The following is a 21,002-nucleotide window of genomic DNA, read 5'->3' on the forward strand; positions in this document are numbered from 1 at the left end:
GAATGTCTCGAGGGGGTCAGCTCATGGGTGGAACATTTGACGAGGTGCCTCGCGGATCGTCTCGATCTCAGTACGCTGCTCGCAGCTGGAAAGGAACGATGCGCCCCGAGAGGCACATGCACGCTGTTGGGTCCTGAGGGACCGGATGCGGGTGGCGCGACGCTGATGCGTCTCGCAGCCCAGTCTGAACCTCAGGACCCTTCTTCGATGTCGCAACGCGGCATGCGGGAAGGGTACCGCCCGTACTTTGAGAACTACACAGTGGACGCGAGCATCTTAGAGACGCGTCGTTTACGACGCGCCTCACAAACGAATGATCGATAGATCAGCTCATGTGATTTCAAGTCTTTAAGAGCAAACGGTGGATGCCTTGGCATCTGGAGCCGAAGAAGGACGTAGCAATCTGCGATAAGCCTCGGGGAGTGGATAAGCACACCTTGATCCGAGGATCTCCGAATGGGGAAACCCCGCTGGGCGGCGTGCCGACCCAGTGACTCCCGCCTGAATATATAGGGCGGGTAGAGGGAACGTGGGGAAGTGAAACATCTCAGTACCCACAGGAAGAGAAAGCAACCGCGATTCCGTTAGTAGTGGCGAGCGAAACCGGAACAGGCTAAACCGAGTACGTGTGATATCCGGCAGGAGTTGCGTATTCGGGGTTGTGGGACTTTTCAGATTGTTCTGCCGAGCAGTCAGCGTTACAAGAAGGTATAGACGAACGGCATTGAAAGGCCGGTCATAGAGGGTGCCAACCCCGTAGTCGAAATGCCTCCCTTGGCGCGAGAAGTATCCCAAGTAGCACGGGGCCCGAGAAATCCCGTGTGAATCTGTCAGGACCACCTGATAAGCCTAAATACTCCCAGATGACCGATAGCGGACAAGTACCGTGAGGGAAAGGTGAAAAGTACCCCGGGAGGGGAGTGAAATAGTACCTGAAACCGTTTGCTTACAAACCGTTGGAGCAGCCATAGCAGCTGTGACAGCGTGCCTTTTGAAGAATGAGCCTGCGAGTTAGCGATACGTGGCGAGGTTAACCCGAGTGGGGTAGCCGTAGCGAAAGCGAGTCTGAATAGGGCGATTCAGTCGCGTGTCCTAGACCCGAAGCGAAGTGATCTATCCATGGCCAGGCTGAAGCGACGGTAAGACGTCGTGGAGGGCCGAACCCACTTAGGTTGAAAACTGAGGGGATGAGCTGTGGATAGGGGTGAAAGGCCAATCAAACTTCGTGATAGCTGGTTCTCTCCGAAATGCATTTAGGTGCAGCGTTGCGTGTTTCTTGCCGGAGGTAGAGCTACTGGATGGCCGATGGGCCCCACAAGGTTACTGACGTCAGCCAAACTCCGAATGCCGGTAAGTGAGAACGCAGCAGTGAGACTGTGGGGGATAAGCTTCATAGTCGAGAGGGAAACAACCCAGACCACCAACTAAGGTCCCTAAGCGCGTGCTAAGTGGGAAAGGATGTGGAGTTGCTCAGACAACCAGGAGGTTGGCTTAGAAGCAGCCACCCTTGAAAGAGTGCGTAATAGCTCACTGGTCAAGTGATTCCGCGCCGACAATGTAACGGGGCTCAAGCACGCCACCGAAGTTGTGGCATTGACATTATTGGTAGGCCTTCGTGGTCCAGCCGTGTTGATGGGTAGGAGAGCGTCGTGTGGCCAGCGAAGCGGCGGTGTGAACCAGCCGTGGAGGCTACACGAGTGAGAATGCAGGCATGAGTAGCGAAAGACGTGTGAGAAACACGTCCCCCGAATGACCAAGGGTTCCAGGGTCAAGCTAATCTTCCCTGGGTAAGTCGGGACCTAAGGCGAGGCCGACAGGCGTAGTCGATGGACAACGGGTTGATATTCCCGTACCGGCGAAGAACCGCCCAAGCTAATCCAGTGGTGCTAAGAGTCCTAGCCAGGAATGTACGGATCCCTTCGGGGTGAAGACGTCTTGGTGAACGCTCGACCCCATGCTGGTGCGGCTAGCGTATTAACAGGTGTGACGCAGGAAGGTAGCCCAAGCCAGGCGATGGTTGTCCTGGTGCAAGTGCGTAGGCCGAGTGATAGGCAAATCCGTCACTCGCATAGGCTGAGACACGATGCGGATAAAAAGTGGGTGATCCTATGCTGCCGAGAAAAGCATCGACGCGAGGTTCAAGCCGCCCGTACCCCAAACCGACTCAGGTGGTCAGGTAGAGAATACCAAGGGGATCGAGAGAATCGTGGTTAAGGAACTCGGCAAAATACCCCCGTAACTTCGGGAGAAGGGGGGCCTTCGACGTATTAGGACTTGCTCCGAAAGCGTTTGGGGGCCGCAGAGACTAGTGGGTAGCGACTGTTTACTAAAAACACAGGTCCGTGCCAAGTCGCAAGACGATGTATACGGACTGACGCCTGCCCGGTGCTGGAAGGTTAAGAGGACCGGTTAGCCGCAAGGCGAAGCTGAGAATTTAAGCCCCAGTAAACGGCGGTGGTAACTATAACCATCCTAAGGTAGCGAAATTCCTTGTCGGGTAAGTTCCGACCTGCACGAATGGCGTAACGACTTCCCAACTGTCTCAACCACGAACTCGGCGAAATTGCATTACGAGTAAAGATGCTCGTTACGCGCAGCAGGACGGAAAGACCCCGTGACCTTTACTACAGCTTGGTATTGGTGTTCGGTGTGGCTTGTGTAGGATAGGTGGGAGACTTTGAAGCATGGACGCCAGTTCATGTGGAGTCATTGTTGAAATACCACTCTGGTCACTCTGGATATCTAACTTAGAACCGTAATCCGGTTCAGGGACAGTGCCTGGTGGGTAGTTTAACTGGGGCGGTTGCCTCCCAAAAAGTAACGGAGGCGCCCAAAGGTTCCCTCAACCTGGTTGGCAATCAGGTGGCGAGTGTAAGTGCACAAGGGAGCTTGACTGTGAGACTGACAGGTCGAGCAGGGACGAAAGTCGGGACTAGTGATCCGGCAGTGGCTTGTGGAAGCGCTGTCGCTCAACGGATAAAAGGTACCTCGGGGATAACAGGCTGATCTTGCCCAAGAGTCCATATCGACGGCATGGTTTGGCACCTCGATGTCGGCTCGTCGCATCCTGGGGCTGGAGTAGGTCCCAAGGGTTGGGCTGTTCGCCCATTAAAGCGGTACGCGAGCTGGGTTTAGAACGTCGTGAGACAGTTCGGTCCCTATCCGCTGCGCGCGTAGGAAGTTTGAGAGGATCTGACCCTAGTACGAGAGGACCGGGTTGGACGAACCTCTGGTGTGTCAGTTGTTCCGCCAGGAGCACCGCTGATTAGCTACGTTCGGGATGGATAACCGCTGAAAGCATCTAAGCGGGAAGCCGGCCTCAAGATGAGACTTCCATGCCTTCGGGCGAGAGGCTCCCAGCCAGACTACTGGGTTGATAGGCCAGATGTGGAAGTGCAGTAATGCATGCAGCTGACTGGTACTAATAAGCCGATGACTTGATAACACTTCGTTTGTGTTGCCCGCGTCCACTGAGTGGTTCTCGATGTACGGTCGAGAACCGCATGACAATGACTTTTGTTGTGCAGACTGAAACATCAATAGTGTTTCGGCGGCCATAGCGAGAGGGAAACGCCCGGTCCCATTCCGAACCCGGAAGCTAAGCCTCTCAGCGCCGATGGTACTGCAGGGGGGACCCTGTGGGAGAGTAGGACACCGCCGGACTTCTTTCGAGAAATGGCCACCCAGTGTTGGGTGGCCATTTCGCGTTAACGGCCCGTACCGGGTCGGAGGGGAGAGCGTCATGACCGAGGATCGACGCGGAAGAGCGGATGACCGAAAGGGTCGTCCCTCCCGCGACAGTCGCGGAAAGGATGCTGCGGGGCGCGACAGCCGTCCGAATCGACCTCGACGCGATTCCGGGGACCGCCCGCCTTTCTCCGATCGCGGCAAACCGACCAGGGGCGGTGCCGACCGGCGAGACTCCGCGCGGACGTCTTCGTCCCGCGGAGACGACGATCGGCGGTCCGCACCTCGCCGCGATGGCGACGGCGACCGCCGAGGCGGGCCCCGACGCGAGGGCGAGCGAACCGGCGGCCCTCGGCGCGACGGGGACCGTGGCGCCAGACCCCGCCGCGACGATCACCCCCGCGACGATGAACGTCGTTCCCGCCCGCCGCAGTCGGAGCGGATCCCCGAGCCGGAACTTCCCGAGGAGGTCACGCCCCGGTCGCTCGACGCTGCGGCGCGCAATCAGTTGAAGACACTGAGCAAGGAGAACGCCGAGGCTGTCGCGCGGCACCTCGCCATGGCCGGTCTCCTCATCGACGAGGATCCGACGCGCGCGCACGAGCATGCTCTTGCGGCCACGCGGCGCGCAGGTCGTGTGGCCGTCGTGCGCGAGACCGCGGCGATCACCGCGTATGCCGTCGGCGATTTCGCGCTCGCGCTGCGGGAGTTGCGCACCTACCGCCGGATCTCGGGCCGCGATGATCAGATAGCCCTCATGGTGGACAGCGAACGCGGTGTCGGGCGACCTGATCGTGCTCTCGAGGTCGGCAGAGCGGTCGATCGCACGGTCCTTCCCACCGATGTGCGGGTACATCTGGCGATCGCCATGTCGGGAGCACGGCTGGATCTCGGCGAAACAGAGCGGGCGCTGCAGGAGCTGGACATCCCCGAACTCGATCCTGACCTCGCGTTCCCCTGGAGTTCCGACCTCTTCGCTGCGCGAGCGACCGTCCTCGAAGAGCTCGGTCGTCGTGAGGAGGCCGAAGCGTGGCGCGCGCGCGCCGACGTGGCCGCCGATGTGATCGCCGGCGCGAACGGCGACGACCAGTGGGAGACGGTCGAGATCGACGAGGTGGGCGAGAAGACCGTCGATGTCGAACCGAGTCCGCCCGCTTCCGTCGTCGACGCCGGGATCGACGACACCGCCGGTGACGATGCGGGTGAGCGCGGCTGATGGCTCTGTTCGGCAGGCGTGGCACGGGTCCGACGCCGCTCGACGGCGTCGATGTCGTCCTCGCGGATCTCGACGGTGTCGTGTACGCGGGGTCGGGGGCGTTGCCGCACGCGGTGGTCTCGCTCACGCACGCTCGACAGGGTCGGCGCCTCGCCTACATCACCAACAACGCCTCGCGTCCCGATACCGCGGTCGCCGAGCACCTGACGTCTCTCGGGCTCCCCACCGAAGCGGGTGAGGTCGTGACGAGCCCGCAGGCTGCCATGCGGCTGCTCGCGACGCGAGTCCAAGCGGATTCGAAGATTCTCGTCGTGGGCGGTGAGGGATTGACGCGGGAGGTCGAGAAGGCCGGCTTCATCGTGACCCGCAGCGCGGATGATGGACCTGCGGCAGTGGTGCAGGGGTTCGCTCCGGAAGTCGGCTGGATGCAGCTTGCCGAGGCCGCGTATGCACTCAAGGTCCCCGAGGAAGACGGGGGGATCCCGTGGATCGCGACCAACACCGACTGGACGATTCCGCAGGCGCGCGGTGTCGCGCCCGGAAACGGCACGCTCGTCTCCGCCGTGCACACCGCGGTCGGAAGGCTGGCGACGGTGGCCGGGAAGCCTGAGACGCCGATTTTCGAAGAGGCGGTGTCTCGGTTCGGTGCCCACCGTCCGCTGTTCATCGGTGACCGGCTCGACACCGACATCCTCGGCGCGCAGCGGGCGGGTATCGACTCCGCGCTCGTCCTGACCGGCATCGATCGGCCCAAGCAGGTGCTTGCCGCACCGCCCGGATCGCGTCCCACGTACCTGCTCGGCGATCTGCGGGAGCTGCACGAGCCGTACCCGACCATCCGCGTGGCGGGCGATACGGTGACGGTCGGCCGGGCGCGCGTTCGGATCGACGGCGGGGACGTGCTGATCGACAGCGACGGGGACCGGCCGATCGACCTCCTCCGCGCCGGCGCGACGGCGATCTGGAACACCGGGCGGGCGATCTTCGGGTTCCGCGTGCCCGAACGGCTGTACGCCGACCCCTTCCACCGGCCGTGAGCTGACGCTGCGGGCGTCGATCCGGATTCCACGTATCCTGTGGCTATGGGCGTGGACGAACGGATGACCGATGCCGGGGCTCCTTCTGAGCTGCTGTCGGCGCTGGAGATCATCGAATCGCAGCCGTTGGCCGAGCGCGCGGAGGGCTTCGCCGCCATCCACGATGATCTCGCCCGGCGCCTGGACCAGACCCTGGGCGCCGGCGATCCGGCGCATCGATGACCGATCGCCTTGACGCGGCGCTGGCTGCCCGGGGCCTGACGCGTTCCCGCACCCACGCCGCGTCGCTGATCTCCGCCGGCGCGGTACGCGTCGACGGCGTCGAGATCCGGAAGGCCTCCCACCGCGTCTCCGACGCCGCCGTCATCGACGTCGCCGCGGCCGATCATCACGTCAGCCGCGGTGCGGTCAAGCTCATCGCCGCCCTCGATGCCTTCGGCGTCGATCCACGGGGGCGCATCGCCCTGGATCTCGGCGCATCCACGGGCGGCTTCACCCAGGTGCTCCGCGAGCGTGGCGCTCCCACGGTGGTCGCCGTGGACGTCGGTCACGGACAGCTCGACGGGCGCATCCGCGCCGACGCCGGGGTCGTCGTCGTGGAAGGCTTCAACGCGCGCGACATGACCGGTGAGGACTGGCGGTCGTGGTGCGGGGGCGCGGCCGGCCCGGAGATCGTCGTAGGCGACCTGTCCTTCATCTCGCTGCGCCACATCCTCCCGGCCATCGCCCGGGTCGTGCCGGCCCAGGCTGATGTCGTGCTGCTGGTGAAGCCGCAGTTCGAGGTCGGGAGGACCGGGGTGAGGGAGGGGCTCGTCACAGACCCCGCCGCGCGTGCCGACGCGGTTGCCGGTGTGCTGTGGAGCGCGTGGGACAGCGGCTTGGGGACGGCCGGCGTCATCGCCTCGCCCCTCCTCGGCGCGCGCGGCAACAGGGAGTTCCTCATCCACCTCCGACCGGGGGCGGGGCAAAACCCGACAGAATGGCTCGGGACCGTGAACGACGTGGCGGGGGAGCGATGACCGAACTGGAGCGCAACATCCTCGTCGTCGCGCACGCCCATCGGCCTGCGACGATCGACGCGGCGACGCGAGTGATCACAGCGCTCGACGCCGCCGGAGCCCGTCCGGTCCTCCCCGCCGACGACACGGCCGAGATGCGCCTGCTGACCGAGCGGCTGTTCCGCGCGGAGGAACCCGGGACGCCGCGTGTCGGCATCGGCCGACTCGGCGACGACGTCGCGATCGACGACATCGAGCTGGCCATCGTCCTCGGCGGCGACGGCACGATCCTTCGCGCGGCCGAACTCGTCCGCGACGGCCGCGCACCTGTCCTCGGGATCAACATGGGCCACGTCGGCTTCCTCGCTGAGATCGAGCCGGACGACATGGACGACGCCGTCCGCATGGTCATCGCGCGCGACTACGAGGTCGAGGAGCGCTTGACGCTGTCGGTTCGGGTGAAGGATGCCTCGGGTGCCGTGGTCTACGACACGTGGGCGTTGAACGAGGCGACGGTGGAGAAGGCGAGCCGACAGCGGATGCTCGAAGTCGTGATCGAAGTCGACGGGCGGCCGCTGTCGAGTTTCGGATGCGACGGCGTCGTCGTGTCCACTCCGACCGGGTCGACGGCGTACAACTTCTCCGCGGGCGGCCCGATCATCTGGCCGACCGTGCAGGCCATCTCGGTCGTGCCGCTCTCGGCGCATGCCCTCTTCGCGCGGCCCCTCGTGGTCGGACCCGAGCACGCCGTGGCGATTGAGGTGCTCGACCGCACCGATGACACCGGCATCCTGTGGTGCGACGGACGCCGTTCCCACGACCTGCCCCCGGGGGCCCGTGTCGTGGTGCGCCGCGCGGAGCATCCGGTCCGGCTGGCCCGCCTGCATCCCGCGGCCTTCACCGACCGGCTGGTGCGGAAGTTCCGTCTACCGGTCGAGGGCTGGCGAGGCCCGACCACCGCGTCCGGACGCGAGCGGCCGTCATGATCGAGGAGATGCGTCTGCGTGGCCTCGGCGTCATCGCCGAGGCCACCCTGCCTCTGGGGCCCGGGTTCACCGCGATCACCGGCGAGACGGGTGCCGGGAAGACGATGGTCGTGACCGGGCTCGGTCTGCTGCTGGGTCAGCGCGCCGATTCATCGGTGGTCCGCGCCGGAAGCGGTCAGGCCGCGGTCGACGGGGTGTGGACGGTACCCGTGAGCGGCCCGGTCGCCGCCCGCGTCGAGGAGGCCGGGGGAGAGGTCGAACCCCTGGACGACGGTCGGGCCGAGCTCTTCCTCGGCCGCACCGTCACCAGCGAGGGGCGAAGCCGCGCGAGTGTCGGCGGCCGGTCGGCCCCCGCCGGGGTGCTCGCCGACGTCGCCGACCATCTCGTCGTCGTGCACGGTCAGTCCGATCAGCTGCGCCTGCGCTCGACCGCGGCCCAGCGGGATGCACTCGATCGCTTCGGCGGTGAGCCGGTGCGCTCCGCGCTCACGGCGTACCGGGAGGTCTTCCACCGGCACCGGAAGCTCGATGACGAGCTCCGTGCCCTCCTCGAGGCGCGCGAGACCCGCGCCCGGGAAGCCGATGACCTCAGGGCTGCCGTCGCCGAGATCGAGCAGGCCGACCCGCAGCAGGGGGAGGACGTCGAGCTCGCCGCGCGAGCGGAGCGCCTGGCCAACGCCGAGGAGCTGCGGCTGGCTGCCGCCACCGCCCATGACGCCCTCTCGAGCGATCTCGACGTGCCCGATGCGGCGACACTGGTCGCCGAGGCCCGGCAGGCTCTGGAGCGTGTGGACGATCCGGCGCTGCGCCCCCACGCCGATGAGCTGGCGGAGATCGGATACCGCATCGTCGACGCCGCCACGGCTCTCTCGGCCTATCTCGCCGATCTCGACGAGTCCGGACCTCGTGAACTCGAGCAGGTGGAGGAGCGCCGCGCGGTCCTCGGGGCGCTCGTGCGTCGACATGTCACCCTCGACGCGGCGATAGCGTTCCTGGCGTCGGGATCGGCACGGCTCATGGAGCTCGATGACGACGGCGACCGGGTCGCGCGCCTGTCTGAGGACCGTGATCACGCGGCCGCTGAGCTCGACGCGGCAGCGGCGACGCTGTCGGCTGCCCGGAGGGATGCCGCAGAACGGCTCGGACAGGCGGTGACGGCAGAGGTCCGCGCCTTGGCCATGGCCGACGCGGTGGTGAGGGTCGACGTCGCCGAGACTTCGGCGACCGCGTCCGGCCGCGACGAGGTGACCTTCCTCCTGGCAGCCCATCCCGGGGCGGAGCCCCGGCCGGTGGCTCGCGGCGCCTCGGGCGGTGAGCTCAGCCGGGTGATGCTCGCGATCGAGGTGGTCATCGCGGGAACGGACCCCGTGCCCACCTTCGTCTTCGACGAGGTCGACGCCGGTATCGGCGGTGCCGCGGCCATTGAAGTCGGCCGTCGCCTGGCGGTGCTCGCCCGATCGGCGCAGGTGATCGCCGTCACCCATCTCGCCCAGGTGGCGGCATTCGCGGGCAACCATCTGACGGTGGAGAAGGCCAGCGACGGCTCGGTCACCGCTTCCAGCGTCCGGCGGCTGTCGGGGGCGGAGCGGGAGGCCGAGATGGCGCGCCTGCTCTCGGGCATGCCCGACTCCGACGCGGCGTTGACCCACGCCAGAGAACTCCTCGAACTCGGCGCTGCGACAGCAGCGTCGTCACAACCGGCTGATAGGATCGAAGCCCGTGATGCAGACTCCTGAGGCGGGACCGAACGACGACACCACCAGACACATTTTCGTGACGGGCGGTGTCGTCTCTTCATTGGGCAAGGGACTGACCGCGGCGAGTCTGGGAAACCTCCTCACCGCCCGGGGTCTGCGCGTGGTGATGCAGAAGCTGGATCCGTACCTGAACGTCGATCCGGGCACGATGAACCCTTTCCAGCACGGTGAGGTCTTCGTCACGGATGACGGTGCCGAGACCGATCTCGATATCGGGCACTACGAGCGCTTCCTCGACATCGATCTCAGCCAGGCGGCCAACGTCACGACCGGACAGATCTACTCCCAGGTCATCGCCCGCGAGCGCCGAGGGGAGTACCTCGGCGACACCGTGCAGGTGATCCCGCACATCACCGACGAGATCAAGCGCCGCATGCGTCTGCAGGCGAGCGAAGAGCCCCGGCCCGACGTCATCATCACCGAGATCGGCGGAACCGTCGGCGACATCGAGTCGCAGCCGTTCATCGAGTCAGCTCGGCAGATCCGGCACGAGCTGGGGCGAGGCAACGTCTTCTTCGTGCACGTGTCGCTGGTGCCCTTCATGGGCGCCTCGGGCGAGCAGAAGACCAAACCCACCCAGCACTCGGTGGCCGCGCTCCGCTCCATCGGCATCCAGCCCGACGCGCTCGTCCTTCGAAGCGACCGCCCCGTCACCGAGAGCAACAAGCGCAAGATCGCGCTGATGTGCGACGTCGACGAGGACGCGGTCGTGAACGCCGTCGACGTGCCGAGCATCTACGACATCCCCACGATGCTCCACGAGCAGGGCCTGGACGCCTATATCGTCCGAGCCCTGGGCCTGGATACGGCAGCCGACGTGGACTGGTCCCGGTGGGACAAGGTGCTGCAGGCGGTGCACAACCCCAAGCACGAGGTGACGATCGGCCTGGTTGGAAAGTACATCGACCTTCCCGACGCCTACCTCAGCGTCACCGAGGCGCTCAAGGCCGGCGGCTTCGCGCACGAGACCCACGTCACCATCCGCTGGATCCCCTCCGACGACTGCCGGACACCCGAGGGAGCGGCCAGAGCGCTCGGCGAACTCGACGGCATCATCGTCCCGGGCGGCTTCGGCATCCGGGGGATCGAGGGCAAGCTCGGCGCCCTGCGCTTCGCCCGCGAGCAGGGCATCCCGACGCTCGGACTGTGTCTCGGTCTGCAGTGCATGGTGATCGAGTACGCGCGCAACATCGCCGGCCTCGATGACGCCTCCTCGAGCGAGTTCGACCCCGACACGCCCTACCCCGTGATCGCGACGATGGCCGAGCAGGTCGACATCCTCGATCGCGGCGATCTGGGCGGAACCATGCGTCTGGGTCTGTACCCCGCACAGCTGGCCGAAGGTTCCGTGGCCGCCGAGGTGTACCAGTCCGACCGGGTGCTGGAGCGGCATCGTCATCGCTACGAGGTCAACAACGCCTATCGCGAGCAGCTGTCCGACGCGGGTCTGGTGTTCTCTGGGCTCTCGCCCGACCGCAACCTCGTCGAATACGTCGAGCTGCCTCGCGAGATCCACCCGTACTACATCGCCACCCAGGCCCATCCGGAGCTGCGCTCCCGGCCCACCGAGCCGCATCCGCTCTTCCGCGGGCTCATCGGAGCGGCTCTGGACCGTCACCGCGCCAGCGAACTGTTCGATGTCGACAATGGCTGAGCCGACGACTCCGGACCGCCTCGCCGACGAACCCGTCACACCCCACGTCGCCTCCGCGGAGCGGGTGTACACCGGCCGGGTGTGGAACGTCCAGCGCGATGTCGTGCGCTACGCCGGCGACGAGCTGGTCCGTGAGTACGTCGCCCACCCCGGCGCGGCCGCCGTGGTCGCGCTCGACGCCGAGGACCGCGTCATCGTCATCCAGCAGTACCGCCATCCCATCCGTCATCGCGACTGGGAGATCCCGGCGGGACTCCTCGATGTCGAGGGGGAGCCGCCGCTGGAGACCGCGAAGCGGGAGCTCGCCGAGGAGGTCGACCTCGTCGCCGAGCGGTGGGATCCGCTGGTGAGCATCTTCACCACCCCCGGCGGTAACGACGAGGTCGTCCACCTCTTCCTCGCCCGGGGGCTCTCCTCCGCCCCCGAGGTGCACGCCCGCGGGGAGGAAGAGGCCGACATCCGCGTGGAGTGGATGGCGCTCGCCGACGTCGTCGACGCCGTCATCGCCGGGAGGTTCCGAAACGGCATCCTCGCGACCGGCGCGCTCGCCGCCGCAGAGATCCTCCGACGCGAGCGCTCGGCTCGCTGAGCGGCCCGATGGTCCTCCCCGGCTGGCCCCGTCGATGACGCCGGATCGGGCGGTGAACGCCTACCTCCGTCACATCACCGTCGAGCGGGGGCTCTCCGACCACACCGTCGCGGCATACCGCCGAGATCTCGACGTCTACCGGGGGTGGCTCGGAGGGCGCGGCATCAGCGATCTCGCCGAGGTCACACCCCACCTCCTGGAGGAGTTCGCGGCTGAGCGCGCGCGTGAGAAGCCCCCGCCGGCGGCATCCAGTCTCGCCCGTCTGCAGTCATCGGTTCGGGGCCTGCACCGCTTCCTCGCGCAGGAGGGTCTGCAGGAGGTCGACCCCGCCGGCGCGCTGCGCCCCCCGAAGGCTCCCCAGCGCCTGCCCAAGGCGCTGACGATCGCGCAGGTGGAGCAGCTGCTGGATGCCGCGGGGCCCGCGCCCGGCGCCGCGCAGCCCGGCGATGAGGTGGGCCTCAGAGACCGCGCCCTGCTCGAACTCCTGTACGCCACGGGAGCGCGGGTGTCAGAGGTCGTTCAACTCGATCTCGACGATGTGGCCCACCCCGCGGTGCTGCGCCTGCGAGGCAAGGGAGCCAAGGAGCGCATCGTTCCGGTGGGTTCGTACGCCCAGGCGGCGCTCGGTGCCTACCTCACCCGGGCCCGCCCCGAGCTCTCGCGACGCGGTCGGGCGACACCCCGGCTCTTCCTCGGAGCGCGCGGCGCGCCGCTGTCGCGCCAGAGCGCGTGGGCGGTGATCCAACGGGCCGCGGAGCGGGCGAGACTCACCGCCCACGTGTCCCCCCATACCCTGCGGCACTCCTTCGCCACTCACCTGCTGCAGGGCGGCGCGGACGTGCGCGTGGTGCAGGAACTTCTGGGACATGCGTCGGTCACGACGACCCAGATCTACACCCACGTGAGCGTCGAGGCCCTGCGCGACGTCTACGCGACGAGTCATCCACGCGCCCGGTGAGCCGTGCTGGGTGAGCCTCCCGGGCAGGGCGGCGCGCGTCGTTAGAATCGATCAGACATGTCGGAAGTCAGGAGAGTCGTGGCCGGTAGCACGCGGAGCGCGAAGAAGGCCGCTGTCAGCGACGTCCCGATCGGTCCCACCGGTCGGCCGTACCGCGGATTCCCGACCCCGCCCAAGCTCGACGGCCACGGGCCGGCGCGCATCATCTCGCTGTGCAACCAGAAGGGCGGGGTGGGCAAGACCACCACGACCATCAACCTCGCCGCGGCGCTCGCCGGGTACGGTCGTCGGGTCCTGGCGGTGGACTTCGACCCGCAGGGCGCGCTGTCCGCCGGTCTCGGCATACAGACCCACGAGATCCCCACGATCTACGACCTGCTGCTGGACACCAAGCGGGATCCCGCCGAGGTCATCGTGACCACCCGGGTCGAGAACCTCGATGTCCTCCCCGCCAACATCGACCTCTCGGCCGCCGAAGTCCACCTCGTCAACGAGGTCGCGCGCGAGACGACGCTGGCCCGCGTGCTGCGCAAGGTCTCGGCCGACTACGACGTCATCCTCGTGGACTGCCAGCCTTCGCTCGGACTCCTGACGGTCAACGCGCTCACCGCGAGTCACGGCGTCCTCATCCCTCTCGAGTGCGAATTCTTCGCCCTTCGCGGAGTGGCGCTCCTCATCGAGACCATCGACAAGGTGCGCGATCGGCTGAACCCGACGATCACGCTCGACGGAGTGCTCGCCACGATGTACGACGCCCGCACCCTCCACTCCCGCGAGGTGCTCGAGCGCGTCGTCGAGGCATTCGGCGACGAGGTGCTGGAGACGGTCATCGGACGCACCGTGAAGTTCCCGGACGCCTCCGTGTCGGGAATGCCCATCACCGAGTTCGCGCCCGAGCACGCCGCGGCGCAGGCCTACCTGCGGCTCGCGCGGGAGCTGGTCGCGCGTGGCGCCGTCGCCTGAGACCCCCGATGGGCCGCCGGCGGCGGCCGGCGCGCCCGAGGTTCACGGGGACGGGTTCCGTGTCTCGCTCAGCGTCTTCGACGGCCCCTTCGATCTCCTGCTGACCCTGATCTCCCAGCGCGAGCTGGACATCACCGAGGTCTCGCTCAGTGCCGTCACCGACGAGTTCATCGCCTACCTGCGGGGGCTGGACCCGGAGGAGGAGCTCGAGGAGGCTTCGGAGTTCCTCGTCGTCGCCGCGACCCTGTTGGACATGAAGGTCGCGGGACTCCTTCCGCAGGGAGAGCTCGTCGACGCCGAGTCGGTCGCGCTGCTGGAGGCCCGTGACCTCCTGTTCGCCCGGCTGCTGCAGTATCGCGCGTTCAAGCAGGTGTCGAGCTGGTTCGCCGAACGCCTGCACGCCGAGGATCGCCGTCACGCCCGGGCGGTGCGGCTGGATGAGCGCCATCGCGCGTCGACGCCGGAACTCGTCTGGACGCTCAGTGCCGCCGACTTCGCCGCGCTCGCCCTCCTCGCGTTGACCCCGAAGGAGATCCCCCAGGTGCGCCTGGATCACCTGCACGCGCCGCTGGTGAGCATCCGCGAGCAGGCTGCCGTCGTGGTAACGCTCCTGCGCGGAGCGGGGTCGCTGTCGTTCCGCGAGCTCATCGCAGGTGTCGATCAGCCCGGCGTGGTCGTCGCACGCTTCCTCTCCGTCCTCGAGCTGTTCCGCCACGCCGCCCTGTCGTTCGAGCAGCTCGAGCCGCTCGGCGAATTGACCCTGCGGTGGACCGCAGATCGCTGGAGCGAGGAGAGTCTCGCCAGCTTGGGAGCCGATTATGACCGATGAGCAGACCCTGACCGGTACCGTCCCGCCCGCTCAGACCTCGGCGACTCCGACGCCGGCGTCGGTGGCGCGGCGACTGGAGGCCATCCTGCTGGTGGTGGAGGAGCCGCAGAGCCTGGTGAGCCTCGCTACGGCGGTGGGTGCCCCTGTCGCCGCGGTCCGTCAGGCCGTCGAGGCGCTCGTCGCCGACTACGACGGTGAGACCGGAGGCCCCCGCCGCGGCTTCGAGCTCCGGGAGGTCGGTGGCGGGTGGCGCCTGTACGTCCGTGCGGAGCACGACGACCTCGTGAGCGAATTCGTCGGCGGCCAGGCGCCCGCACGTCTCTCGCAGGCGGCCCTGGAGACCCTGGCAGTCATCGCGTACAAGCAGCCCGTCACCCGCGGCCAGGTCGCGGCGATCCGTGCCGTGAACGTCGACTCGGTCGTGCGCACCCTGCTCGCCCGCGGCCTCATCACCGAGGCCTTCACCGACCCCGACACCGGGGCGATCCACTACGAGACGACCGACGCGCTGCTGGTGAACCTGGGCATCAACTCCCTCGACGACCTGCCGCCGATCTCCCCTCTGCTCGACGATGGCGCGGACGGATTCGAGGACATCCGATGAGCGAGACCACCGAACCGGGCAGCGAAGGCGTGCGCCTGCAGAAGGCGCTGGCGAACGCGGGCGTCGCGTCGCGGAGAGTCGCCGAACAGATGATCGTCGACGGGCGGGTGCGGGTCAACGGGCAGCCGGTGACCGAACTCGGCTCGCGCGTCGACCCCGACACCGATCTCATCGACGTCGACGGTGTCGCGGTTCAGCTGGATCAGTCCAAGCGCTATGTCATGCTCAACAAGCCGCGCGGGGTGGTGAGCTCTCTCAAGGACGACCGCGGCAGGCCCGACCTGCGGACCTTCACTGCAGCGTGGCCGGAGCGGCTGTACAACGTCGGCCGGTTGGACGCCGACACCAGCGGACTGCTCGTGCTGACCAATGACGGCGCGCTCGCCCACGTTCTGGCGCACCCCTCATTCGGGGTGACGAAGGTCTACGTCGCCAAGGTCGAGGGGCGCGTCACCGCGCAGACGATCGCCCGCCTCATCCGCGGTGTCGAGCTGGAGGACGGACCGATCGCCGCGGACAAGGCGCGGCTGCTGTCATCCTCTCCCGCCGAGGACGAATCCCTCGTCGAGCTCACCCTCCACTCAGGGCGCAACCGCATCGTCCGGCGCATGATGGCCGAGGTGGGGCATCCGGTGATCGAGCTGGTCCGGCGTCAGTTCGGTCCCTTGCACCTGGGAACCCTCGCCGTGGGGCGGGCGCGGGAGTTGACTACAGTGGAACGCGGTGCGCTTCTGACCCTGTCGCGCCAGGAGAACCCGTGACCCTCGAGAACAGCTCTGCCGCGCGCCCGGCTCCGTCGCTCGCGCCGCGCGTTCACGGGACGGTCCGCATCGTCGGCTCGGGCCTGCTCGGGGCGAGCATCGGGCACGCACTGAGCGCGCTCGGCGTCGATGTCGCCCTCGACGACACCTCGCCCTCTCAGCTGCGCCTGGCGATCGACTACGGCGCGGGGCGCGCGACCCGCGATGACGACGATCCCGTCCTCATCGTCGTGGCCGTCCCTCCCGATGTCACGGCCGACGTCATCGAGCGGGAACTGCGTCGCCATCCGCAGGCGGTCGTGACGGATGTCGCCAGCGTCAAGCTCGAACCTCTCCGCACCCTTCGCAAGCGCGGCGTGGACCTGACCCACTACATCGGGTCGCACCCGCTGGCCGGACGTGAACGCGGCGGCGCGATCGCCGCCCGCGCCGACATCTTCGTCGGCAGGCCCTGGGTGGTCTGCCGGGACGAGGAGACCCCCTCTCGCGACCTCGCGGTCGTCGAGGCCCTGGCCCTCGATCTCGGCGCCACGCCGATGGAGATGACCCCCGAGGAGCATGACGCCGCCGTCGCGCTCATGTCGCATGTGCCGCAGCTGGTCGCGAGTCTCCTGGCCGCGCGCTTCGTGGACGCCCCCGACGGCTTCCTGCGCCTGGCGGGTCAGGGCGTCCGCGACACCACCCGTATCGCCGCCTCGGCCCCCGAGCTGTGGGTGCAGATCCTCGGCGCGAACGCCGCACCCGTGGCATCCGTCCTCGACGCTGTCGCCGCCGATCTCGCCGACGTCGCCGGAGCCCTCCGTGCCCCCGAAGCGCCCGGCGCTCGCCGCTCGATCGCCGACACGATTCGTCGTGGCAACGAGGGAGTCGAGCGCCTGCCCGGCAAGCACGGGCAGAACCGACGGTTCGAGACCGTCGTCGTCATGGTCGATGACCGTCCGGGCCAGCTCGGCCGACTCTTCGGCGACCTCGGCGAACTGGAAGTGAACGTCGAAGACCTGCGGCTGGAGCACTCGCCGGGAGCGCTGTTCGGCCTTGCCGAGATCAGTGTCGTTCCCAGCGCCGTCCGCCCTGCGATCGCGGGGCTGGAGTCCCGCGGCTGGAAGATTGCGAGCACCACCAATGACTGACCCTCTCGTCGTCGCGATCGACGGCCCCGCGGGAAGCGGGAAATCCAGCGTGTCCAGCGAGGTGGCACGTCGCCTCGGCTTCGGCTACCTCGACACCGGGGCCGCCTACCGTGCGCTCGCCTGGCACGCGCTCGAGCACGGCGCCGACACCTCCGACGCCACCGCGGTGCTCGAGCTCGCCGGCGACTTCGAGTACGACATCTCCCTCGACCCCGACGACTACTGGGTGCGGGTCGGCACGGTCGACGTCACGGCCGCCATCCGCGAGCAGCGCGTCACCGACGCTGTGAGCGGAGTCGCCCGGGTGGCGCCGGTGCGACGATCCATCAACGCCCTCTTCCGTGCGCTGATCGCCGGTTCGAACAGACCGGGGGTGGTCGTCGAGGGCCGCGACATCACCACGGTGGTGGCCCCCGACGCCCCCGTCCGGATCCTGCTCACAGCCGCTCCCGGGGTGCGCGCGGCGCGCCGATCGGCCGAGCTCGACACCGTCGACACCGCGGCCGTCGCGGCGGCGCTCGAGCGGCGTGACACCTCCGACAGCACGGTCGTGGACTTCCTGACCGCCGCTCCCGGAGTGACGGTGGTCGATTCGACCGACCTCGATTTCGCAGAGACCGTCGACGCCGTCCTCGGCGTCGTGCACTCGCTCGTGGAGACGGGAGTTTCCGATGTCCGATGACCCGCGTCCCTCCGACGCCCTTTCCGACGACGGGGAGTTCGCCGGGGGAGAAGACCACCTCGCCGAAACCCTCGCCGACATCGACGACGACCTCGCCGAGCAGCGCGCGGCGACGCTCCGAGCGAGCCTGTCGGACTACGACCTCGAGGAGGAGGATGCGGCGCTGCTGGCCGGTCTTCTCGACGAGGGCGATGGGGTGGAATTCCTCCCCGCCCTGCCTGTCGTGGCGATCGTCGGGCGACCGAACGTCGGCAAGTCGGCGCTCGTGAACCGGATCCTCGGACGCCGCGAGGCCGTCGTCGAGGACACGCCGGGGGTGACCCGCGACCGGGTGACCTACAAGGCGGAATGGATGGACCGACGGTTCTCGATCGTCGACACGGGCGGATGGGAGCCCGATGCCCGCGGCATCGATGCCTCTGTCGCCGCTCAGGCGGAGATCGCCATCGAGCTGTGCGACGTCGTGATGTTCGTCGTCGACGCGATGGTGGGGGCGACCTCGACGGACGAGCACGTCGTGAAGCTGCTGCGCAAGAGCGGGAAGCCCGTCTTCCTCGTGGCCAACAAGATCGACGATGCCCGGCAGGAGCCCGAGGCGGCAGCCCTGTGGAACCTCGGTCTCGGCGAGCCGCACCCCGTCTCGGCCATTCACGGCCGCGGCGTCGCCGACCTCCTCGACGAGATGATGAAGGTGCTGCCCGAGGTCTCGGCGGTCGCGAAGCAGGAGATCGGCGGCCCGCGCCGCGTGGCGATCCTCGGCCGGCCGAATGTCGGCAAGTCGTCGCTGCTGAACAAGGCCGCCGGCGAGGAGCGGGTCGTCGTCAACGAGCTCGCAGGCACGACCCGCGACCCCGTCGACGAGGTCGTCGAGCTCGGCGGCAAGCTCTGGCGGTTCGTCGACACGGCTGGCATCCGCCGCCGCGTCCACCTCCAGCAGGGGGCGGACTTCTACGCGTCGCTGCGGACGTCGGCGGCGCTGGAGAAGGCGGAGGTCGCCGTCGTGGTGCTCGACGTCTCGGAGTCCCTCAGCGAGCAGGACGTGCGCATCATCGACCTGGTGCTGGAGTCGGGACGGGCGCTCGTGCTCGCGTTCAACAAGTGGGACCGCCTGAACGACGCCGACCTCGACAACGCCGATCGCCGTCGTTATCTCGAGCGCGAGATCGAGCAGGACCTCGCCCACGTCGCCTGGGCACCGCGGGTGAACATCTCCGCGCGCACCGGACGGCACCTGGACAAGCTCGTCCCGGCGCTGGAGACGGCGCTGGCGTCGTGGGATCAGCGCATCTCCACCGGCAAGTTCAACGCCTTCCTCTCCGAGCTCGTCGCCGAGCACCCGCACCCGGTCCGCGGGGGCAAGCAGCCCCGCATCCTGTTCGGCACGCAGGCGTCGACGCGTCCGCCGACGTTCGTGCTCTTCACCACCGGTTTCCTCGACCCGGGGTACCGGCGGTTCATCCAGCGCCGACTCCGGGAGCTGTACGGCTTCGAGGGCACGCCGATCGTCCTGAACATGCGGGTGCGCGAGCGTCGCCAGCGCTGAGGCGCTGTGACATCCGATGACGCGGCCCGAGGCCCGGGGTCGCGACGCTGTGACAGGCTGAGTGGGTGACCATCGAACCCCCGGCTCCCGGCGAGCCCCGTCGTCCGAGCGGGCCGCGCGACCCGGGTGACGCGTGGGTCATCGCGCCGAGTGGCGAGCGGTACTGGGGCCGTTTCGGTGCGGCCGGGCTGCTCGCGGTCGACCCGAGGCGCGGCGTGCTCCTGCAGCATCGTGTCGGATGGAGTCACTTCGGCGGCACGTGGGGACTGCCGGGCGGAGCGCGTCACCAGGGTGAGGGAGCCACGGATGCGGCGCTGCGCGAAGCGCGAGAGGAGGCCGGCGTGCCGGCCGCGGCGGTCCGCCCCCGCTTCGTGAGCGTGCTCGACGTGGAGATCTGGACCTACACGACCGTCGTCGCCGAGGTGGTGGTGCCCTTCGAGCCGGTGATCGCCGACCCCGAGAGCCTGGAGCTGGCATGGGTCGGGATCGATGAGGTCGAAGACTACCCGCTGCATCCCGGCTTCGGTGCGGCCTGGCCGTTGCTGCGCGAGAGCCTTCGGACACGACCGACGTTGATCATCGACGTGGCCAATGTCGTGGGTGCCGTCCCCGACGGCTGGTGGCGTGATCGCGCCGGGGCAGCGGATCGGATGCTGCGCCGCCTGCGGCATCTCGTCGACGCGGGCGTCGACGGGGAGGCGCTCGGACTGCGGGGCGACCTGTGGTTTCCGCGCATCATCGGTGTCGTGGAGGGCGAGGCGCGGCGCGCGGAGGTGCCGGACGGACTCGAGGTCGTCCTCGCCTCCGAGGCGGGGGACGACGAGATCGTCGCGACGGCGGCGGCAGCAGCGGCCCGCGGCGAAGCCGTGACGGTGGTCACGAGCGATCGCGAGCTCGCGGCGCGCGTGGGCGCGGTGGGTGCGGCGACCCACGGGGCCCGGTGGCTGCTCGACCGCCTGCCGGAGGACGTGAGCGCGTAGTCAGCCGATCGTGTCGCGAACGGTGAGCGCGACGATCGCGCTGTCGGGTCGAGGGCGGGCGACCACCTCGAACCCAGCACCCTCGAAGACCGAGACGGTGCCGTGATACAGGTCATTGGCGCCGCGCTTCTTCACCTTCGGATCGAGCGGATAGCCCTCGATGACCCGCGCCCCCTGTGCCCGGGCGTGGGAGACGGCGGCGTCGAGGAGATCCCGCATGAGGCCCTCGCCGCGGTGCTCCCGTCGGATCGCGAAGCAGGTGATCGCCCAGACGGAGGAGTCATCGAGGGGCTCACGGGAGTGGGCGACGATCGCCCGGGTGCGCGCGATACGCGTCTGGGCGGGGCGGGGGCCGACCCTGACCCAGCCGGCCGCCTCGCCGTCGCGATAGGCGATGAGTCCCGGCGCCACCGTGGCCGACAGGTCGTCGCGCAGCATCCGCTCTTTGTCTTGCTGGGTCAACGCGGCGAAATCCGAGGGACGGACCATCCACCACTGACACAGGCAGCTCGGGCCGTCGCCGTGCGCGATGGCGTGCACGGCGTCGTCGTGGCGGTCGGATGTGGCGGGCAGGATCTCGACGCTCATGGGGTGACGGTAGCGGCAGCCGTCGACATCCGCATGAGTG

18 protein-coding genes and 2 rRNA genes are annotated in these 21,002 nt (G+C 67.9%); 19 read left to right on the top strand and 1 reads right to left on the bottom strand.

Translation table 11 applies throughout. From position 1 onward, the window contains the following. Positions 1 to 338: 338 nt before the first annotated feature. The 19 genes from QSU92_RS15530 (at position 339) to QSU92_RS15620 (ending at position 20,374) form a co-directional block, all read left to right on the top strand. A 23S ribosomal RNA gene (locus tag QSU92_RS15530) occupies positions 339 to 3,445 on the top strand. 101 nt (positions 3,446 to 3,546) lie between these two features. Next, positions 3,547 to 3,663 (top strand): 5S ribosomal RNA (gene rrf, locus QSU92_RS15535). Positions 3,664 to 4,195: 532 nt separating this feature from the next. Then, positions 4,196 to 4,903, top strand: coding sequence for a tetratricopeptide repeat protein (locus tag QSU92_RS15540; RefSeq protein ID WP_289263255.1), 708 nt, complete (start codon positions 4,196 to 4,198; stop codon positions 4,901 to 4,903). Next, positions 4,903 to 5,940: an HAD-IIA family hydrolase gene (locus QSU92_RS15545; RefSeq protein ID WP_289263257.1), complete on the top strand. Its 1,038-nt coding sequence runs from the start codon at positions 4,903 to 4,905 to the stop codon at positions 5,938 to 5,940. The genes QSU92_RS15540 and QSU92_RS15545 overlap by 1 nt, the downstream gene beginning before the upstream one ends. 45 nt (positions 5,941 to 5,985) lie before the next feature. Further along, entirely contained in the window at positions 5,986 to 6,162 is a 177-nt protein-coding gene (locus QSU92_RS15550) for a hypothetical protein (protein WP_289263259.1), read from the top strand. Beyond that, the gene (locus QSU92_RS15555; RefSeq protein WP_289263261.1) at positions 6,159 to 6,959 is read left to right on the top strand and encodes a TlyA family RNA methyltransferase; all 801 of its coding nucleotides are present in this window, start codon (positions 6,159 to 6,161) and stop codon (positions 6,957 to 6,959) included. The genes QSU92_RS15550 and QSU92_RS15555 overlap by 4 nt, the downstream gene beginning before the upstream one ends. Further along, the gene (locus tag QSU92_RS15560) at positions 6,956 to 7,924 is read left to right on the top strand and encodes an NAD kinase (RefSeq protein WP_289263263.1); all 969 of its coding nucleotides are present in this window, start codon (positions 6,956 to 6,958) and stop codon (positions 7,922 to 7,924) included. Before QSU92_RS15555 ends, QSU92_RS15560 begins: the two co-directional genes overlap by 4 nt. After that, positions 7,921 to 9,660 (top strand): DNA repair protein RecN, encoded by a 1,740-nt coding sequence (gene recN / locus QSU92_RS15565; RefSeq protein WP_289263265.1) that lies wholly within the window; start codon positions 7,921 to 7,923, stop codon positions 9,658 to 9,660. Before QSU92_RS15560 ends, recN begins: the two co-directional genes overlap by 4 nt. Continuing rightward, positions 9,647 to 11,335 carry a CTP synthase gene (locus tag QSU92_RS15570; protein ID WP_289265931.1) on the top strand — a complete coding sequence of 563 codons (1,689 nt, stop codon included), beginning with the start codon at positions 9,647 to 9,649 and terminating at the stop codon, positions 11,333 to 11,335. Before recN ends, QSU92_RS15570 begins: the two co-directional genes overlap by 14 nt. Continuing rightward, entirely contained in the window at positions 11,328 to 11,924 is a 597-nt protein-coding gene (locus QSU92_RS15575; protein WP_289263267.1) for an NUDIX domain-containing protein, read from the top strand. Before QSU92_RS15570 ends, QSU92_RS15575 begins: the two co-directional genes overlap by 8 nt. A 34-nt stretch (positions 11,925 to 11,958) precedes the next feature. Continuing rightward, positions 11,959 to 12,882 carry a site-specific tyrosine recombinase XerD gene (gene xerD, locus QSU92_RS15580; protein WP_289263268.1) on the top strand — a complete coding sequence of 308 codons (924 nt, stop codon included), beginning with the start codon at positions 11,959 to 11,961 and terminating at the stop codon, positions 12,880 to 12,882. Positions 12,883 to 12,939: 57 nt separating this feature from the next. Further along, positions 12,940 to 13,845: a ParA family protein gene (locus QSU92_RS15585; RefSeq protein ID WP_289263270.1), complete on the top strand. Its 906-nt coding sequence runs from the start codon at positions 12,940 to 12,942 to the stop codon at positions 13,843 to 13,845. Next, the gene (locus QSU92_RS15590; RefSeq protein WP_289263272.1) at positions 13,829 to 14,674 is read left to right on the top strand and encodes a segregation and condensation protein A; all 846 of its coding nucleotides are present in this window, start codon (positions 13,829 to 13,831) and stop codon (positions 14,672 to 14,674) included. Before QSU92_RS15585 ends, QSU92_RS15590 begins: the two co-directional genes overlap by 17 nt. After that, on the top strand, positions 14,664 to 15,278 hold the full coding sequence (gene scpB, locus QSU92_RS15595) for an SMC-Scp complex subunit ScpB (RefSeq protein ID WP_289263275.1): 615 nt from the start codon (positions 14,664 to 14,666) through the stop codon (positions 15,276 to 15,278). The genes QSU92_RS15590 and scpB overlap by 11 nt, the downstream gene beginning before the upstream one ends. Further along, positions 15,275 to 16,039 carry a pseudouridine synthase gene (locus QSU92_RS15600; RefSeq protein WP_289263276.1) on the top strand — a complete coding sequence of 255 codons (765 nt, stop codon included), beginning with the start codon at positions 15,275 to 15,277 and terminating at the stop codon, positions 16,037 to 16,039. The genes scpB and QSU92_RS15600 overlap by 4 nt, the downstream gene beginning before the upstream one ends. After that, positions 16,036 to 17,169, top strand: a complete 1,134-nt coding sequence (locus QSU92_RS15605; RefSeq protein ID WP_289263277.1) for a prephenate dehydrogenase — start codon at positions 16,036 to 16,038, stop codon at positions 17,167 to 17,169. Before QSU92_RS15600 ends, QSU92_RS15605 begins: the two co-directional genes overlap by 4 nt. Further along, positions 17,162 to 17,851: a (d)CMP kinase gene (gene cmk / locus QSU92_RS15610; RefSeq protein WP_289263279.1), complete on the top strand. Its 690-nt coding sequence runs from the start codon at positions 17,162 to 17,164 to the stop codon at positions 17,849 to 17,851. Before QSU92_RS15605 ends, cmk begins: the two co-directional genes overlap by 8 nt. Beyond that, positions 17,841 to 19,394 (top strand): ribosome biogenesis GTPase Der, encoded by a 1,554-nt coding sequence (der, locus tag QSU92_RS15615; protein WP_289263280.1) that lies wholly within the window; start codon positions 17,841 to 17,843, stop codon positions 19,392 to 19,394. Before cmk ends, der begins: the two co-directional genes overlap by 11 nt. Before the next feature lie 65 nt (positions 19,395 to 19,459). Further along, positions 19,460 to 20,374, top strand: coding sequence for an NUDIX domain-containing protein (locus QSU92_RS15620; protein WP_289263281.1), 915 nt, complete (start codon positions 19,460 to 19,462; stop codon positions 20,372 to 20,374). Here QSU92_RS15620 and QSU92_RS15625 read toward each other — a convergent pair whose 3' ends face one another. After that, positions 20,375 to 20,962, bottom strand: coding sequence for a GNAT family N-acetyltransferase (locus QSU92_RS15625; protein WP_289263283.1), 588 nt, complete (start codon positions 20,960 to 20,962; stop codon positions 20,375 to 20,377). Between the last annotated feature and the right edge of the window lie 40 nt (positions 20,963 to 21,002).

Origin of the sequence: Microbacterium sp. ET2 (assembly GCF_030347395.1) — a bacterium.
GTDB lineage: Bacteria > Actinomycetota > Actinomycetes > Actinomycetales > Microbacteriaceae > Microbacterium > Microbacterium albipurpureum.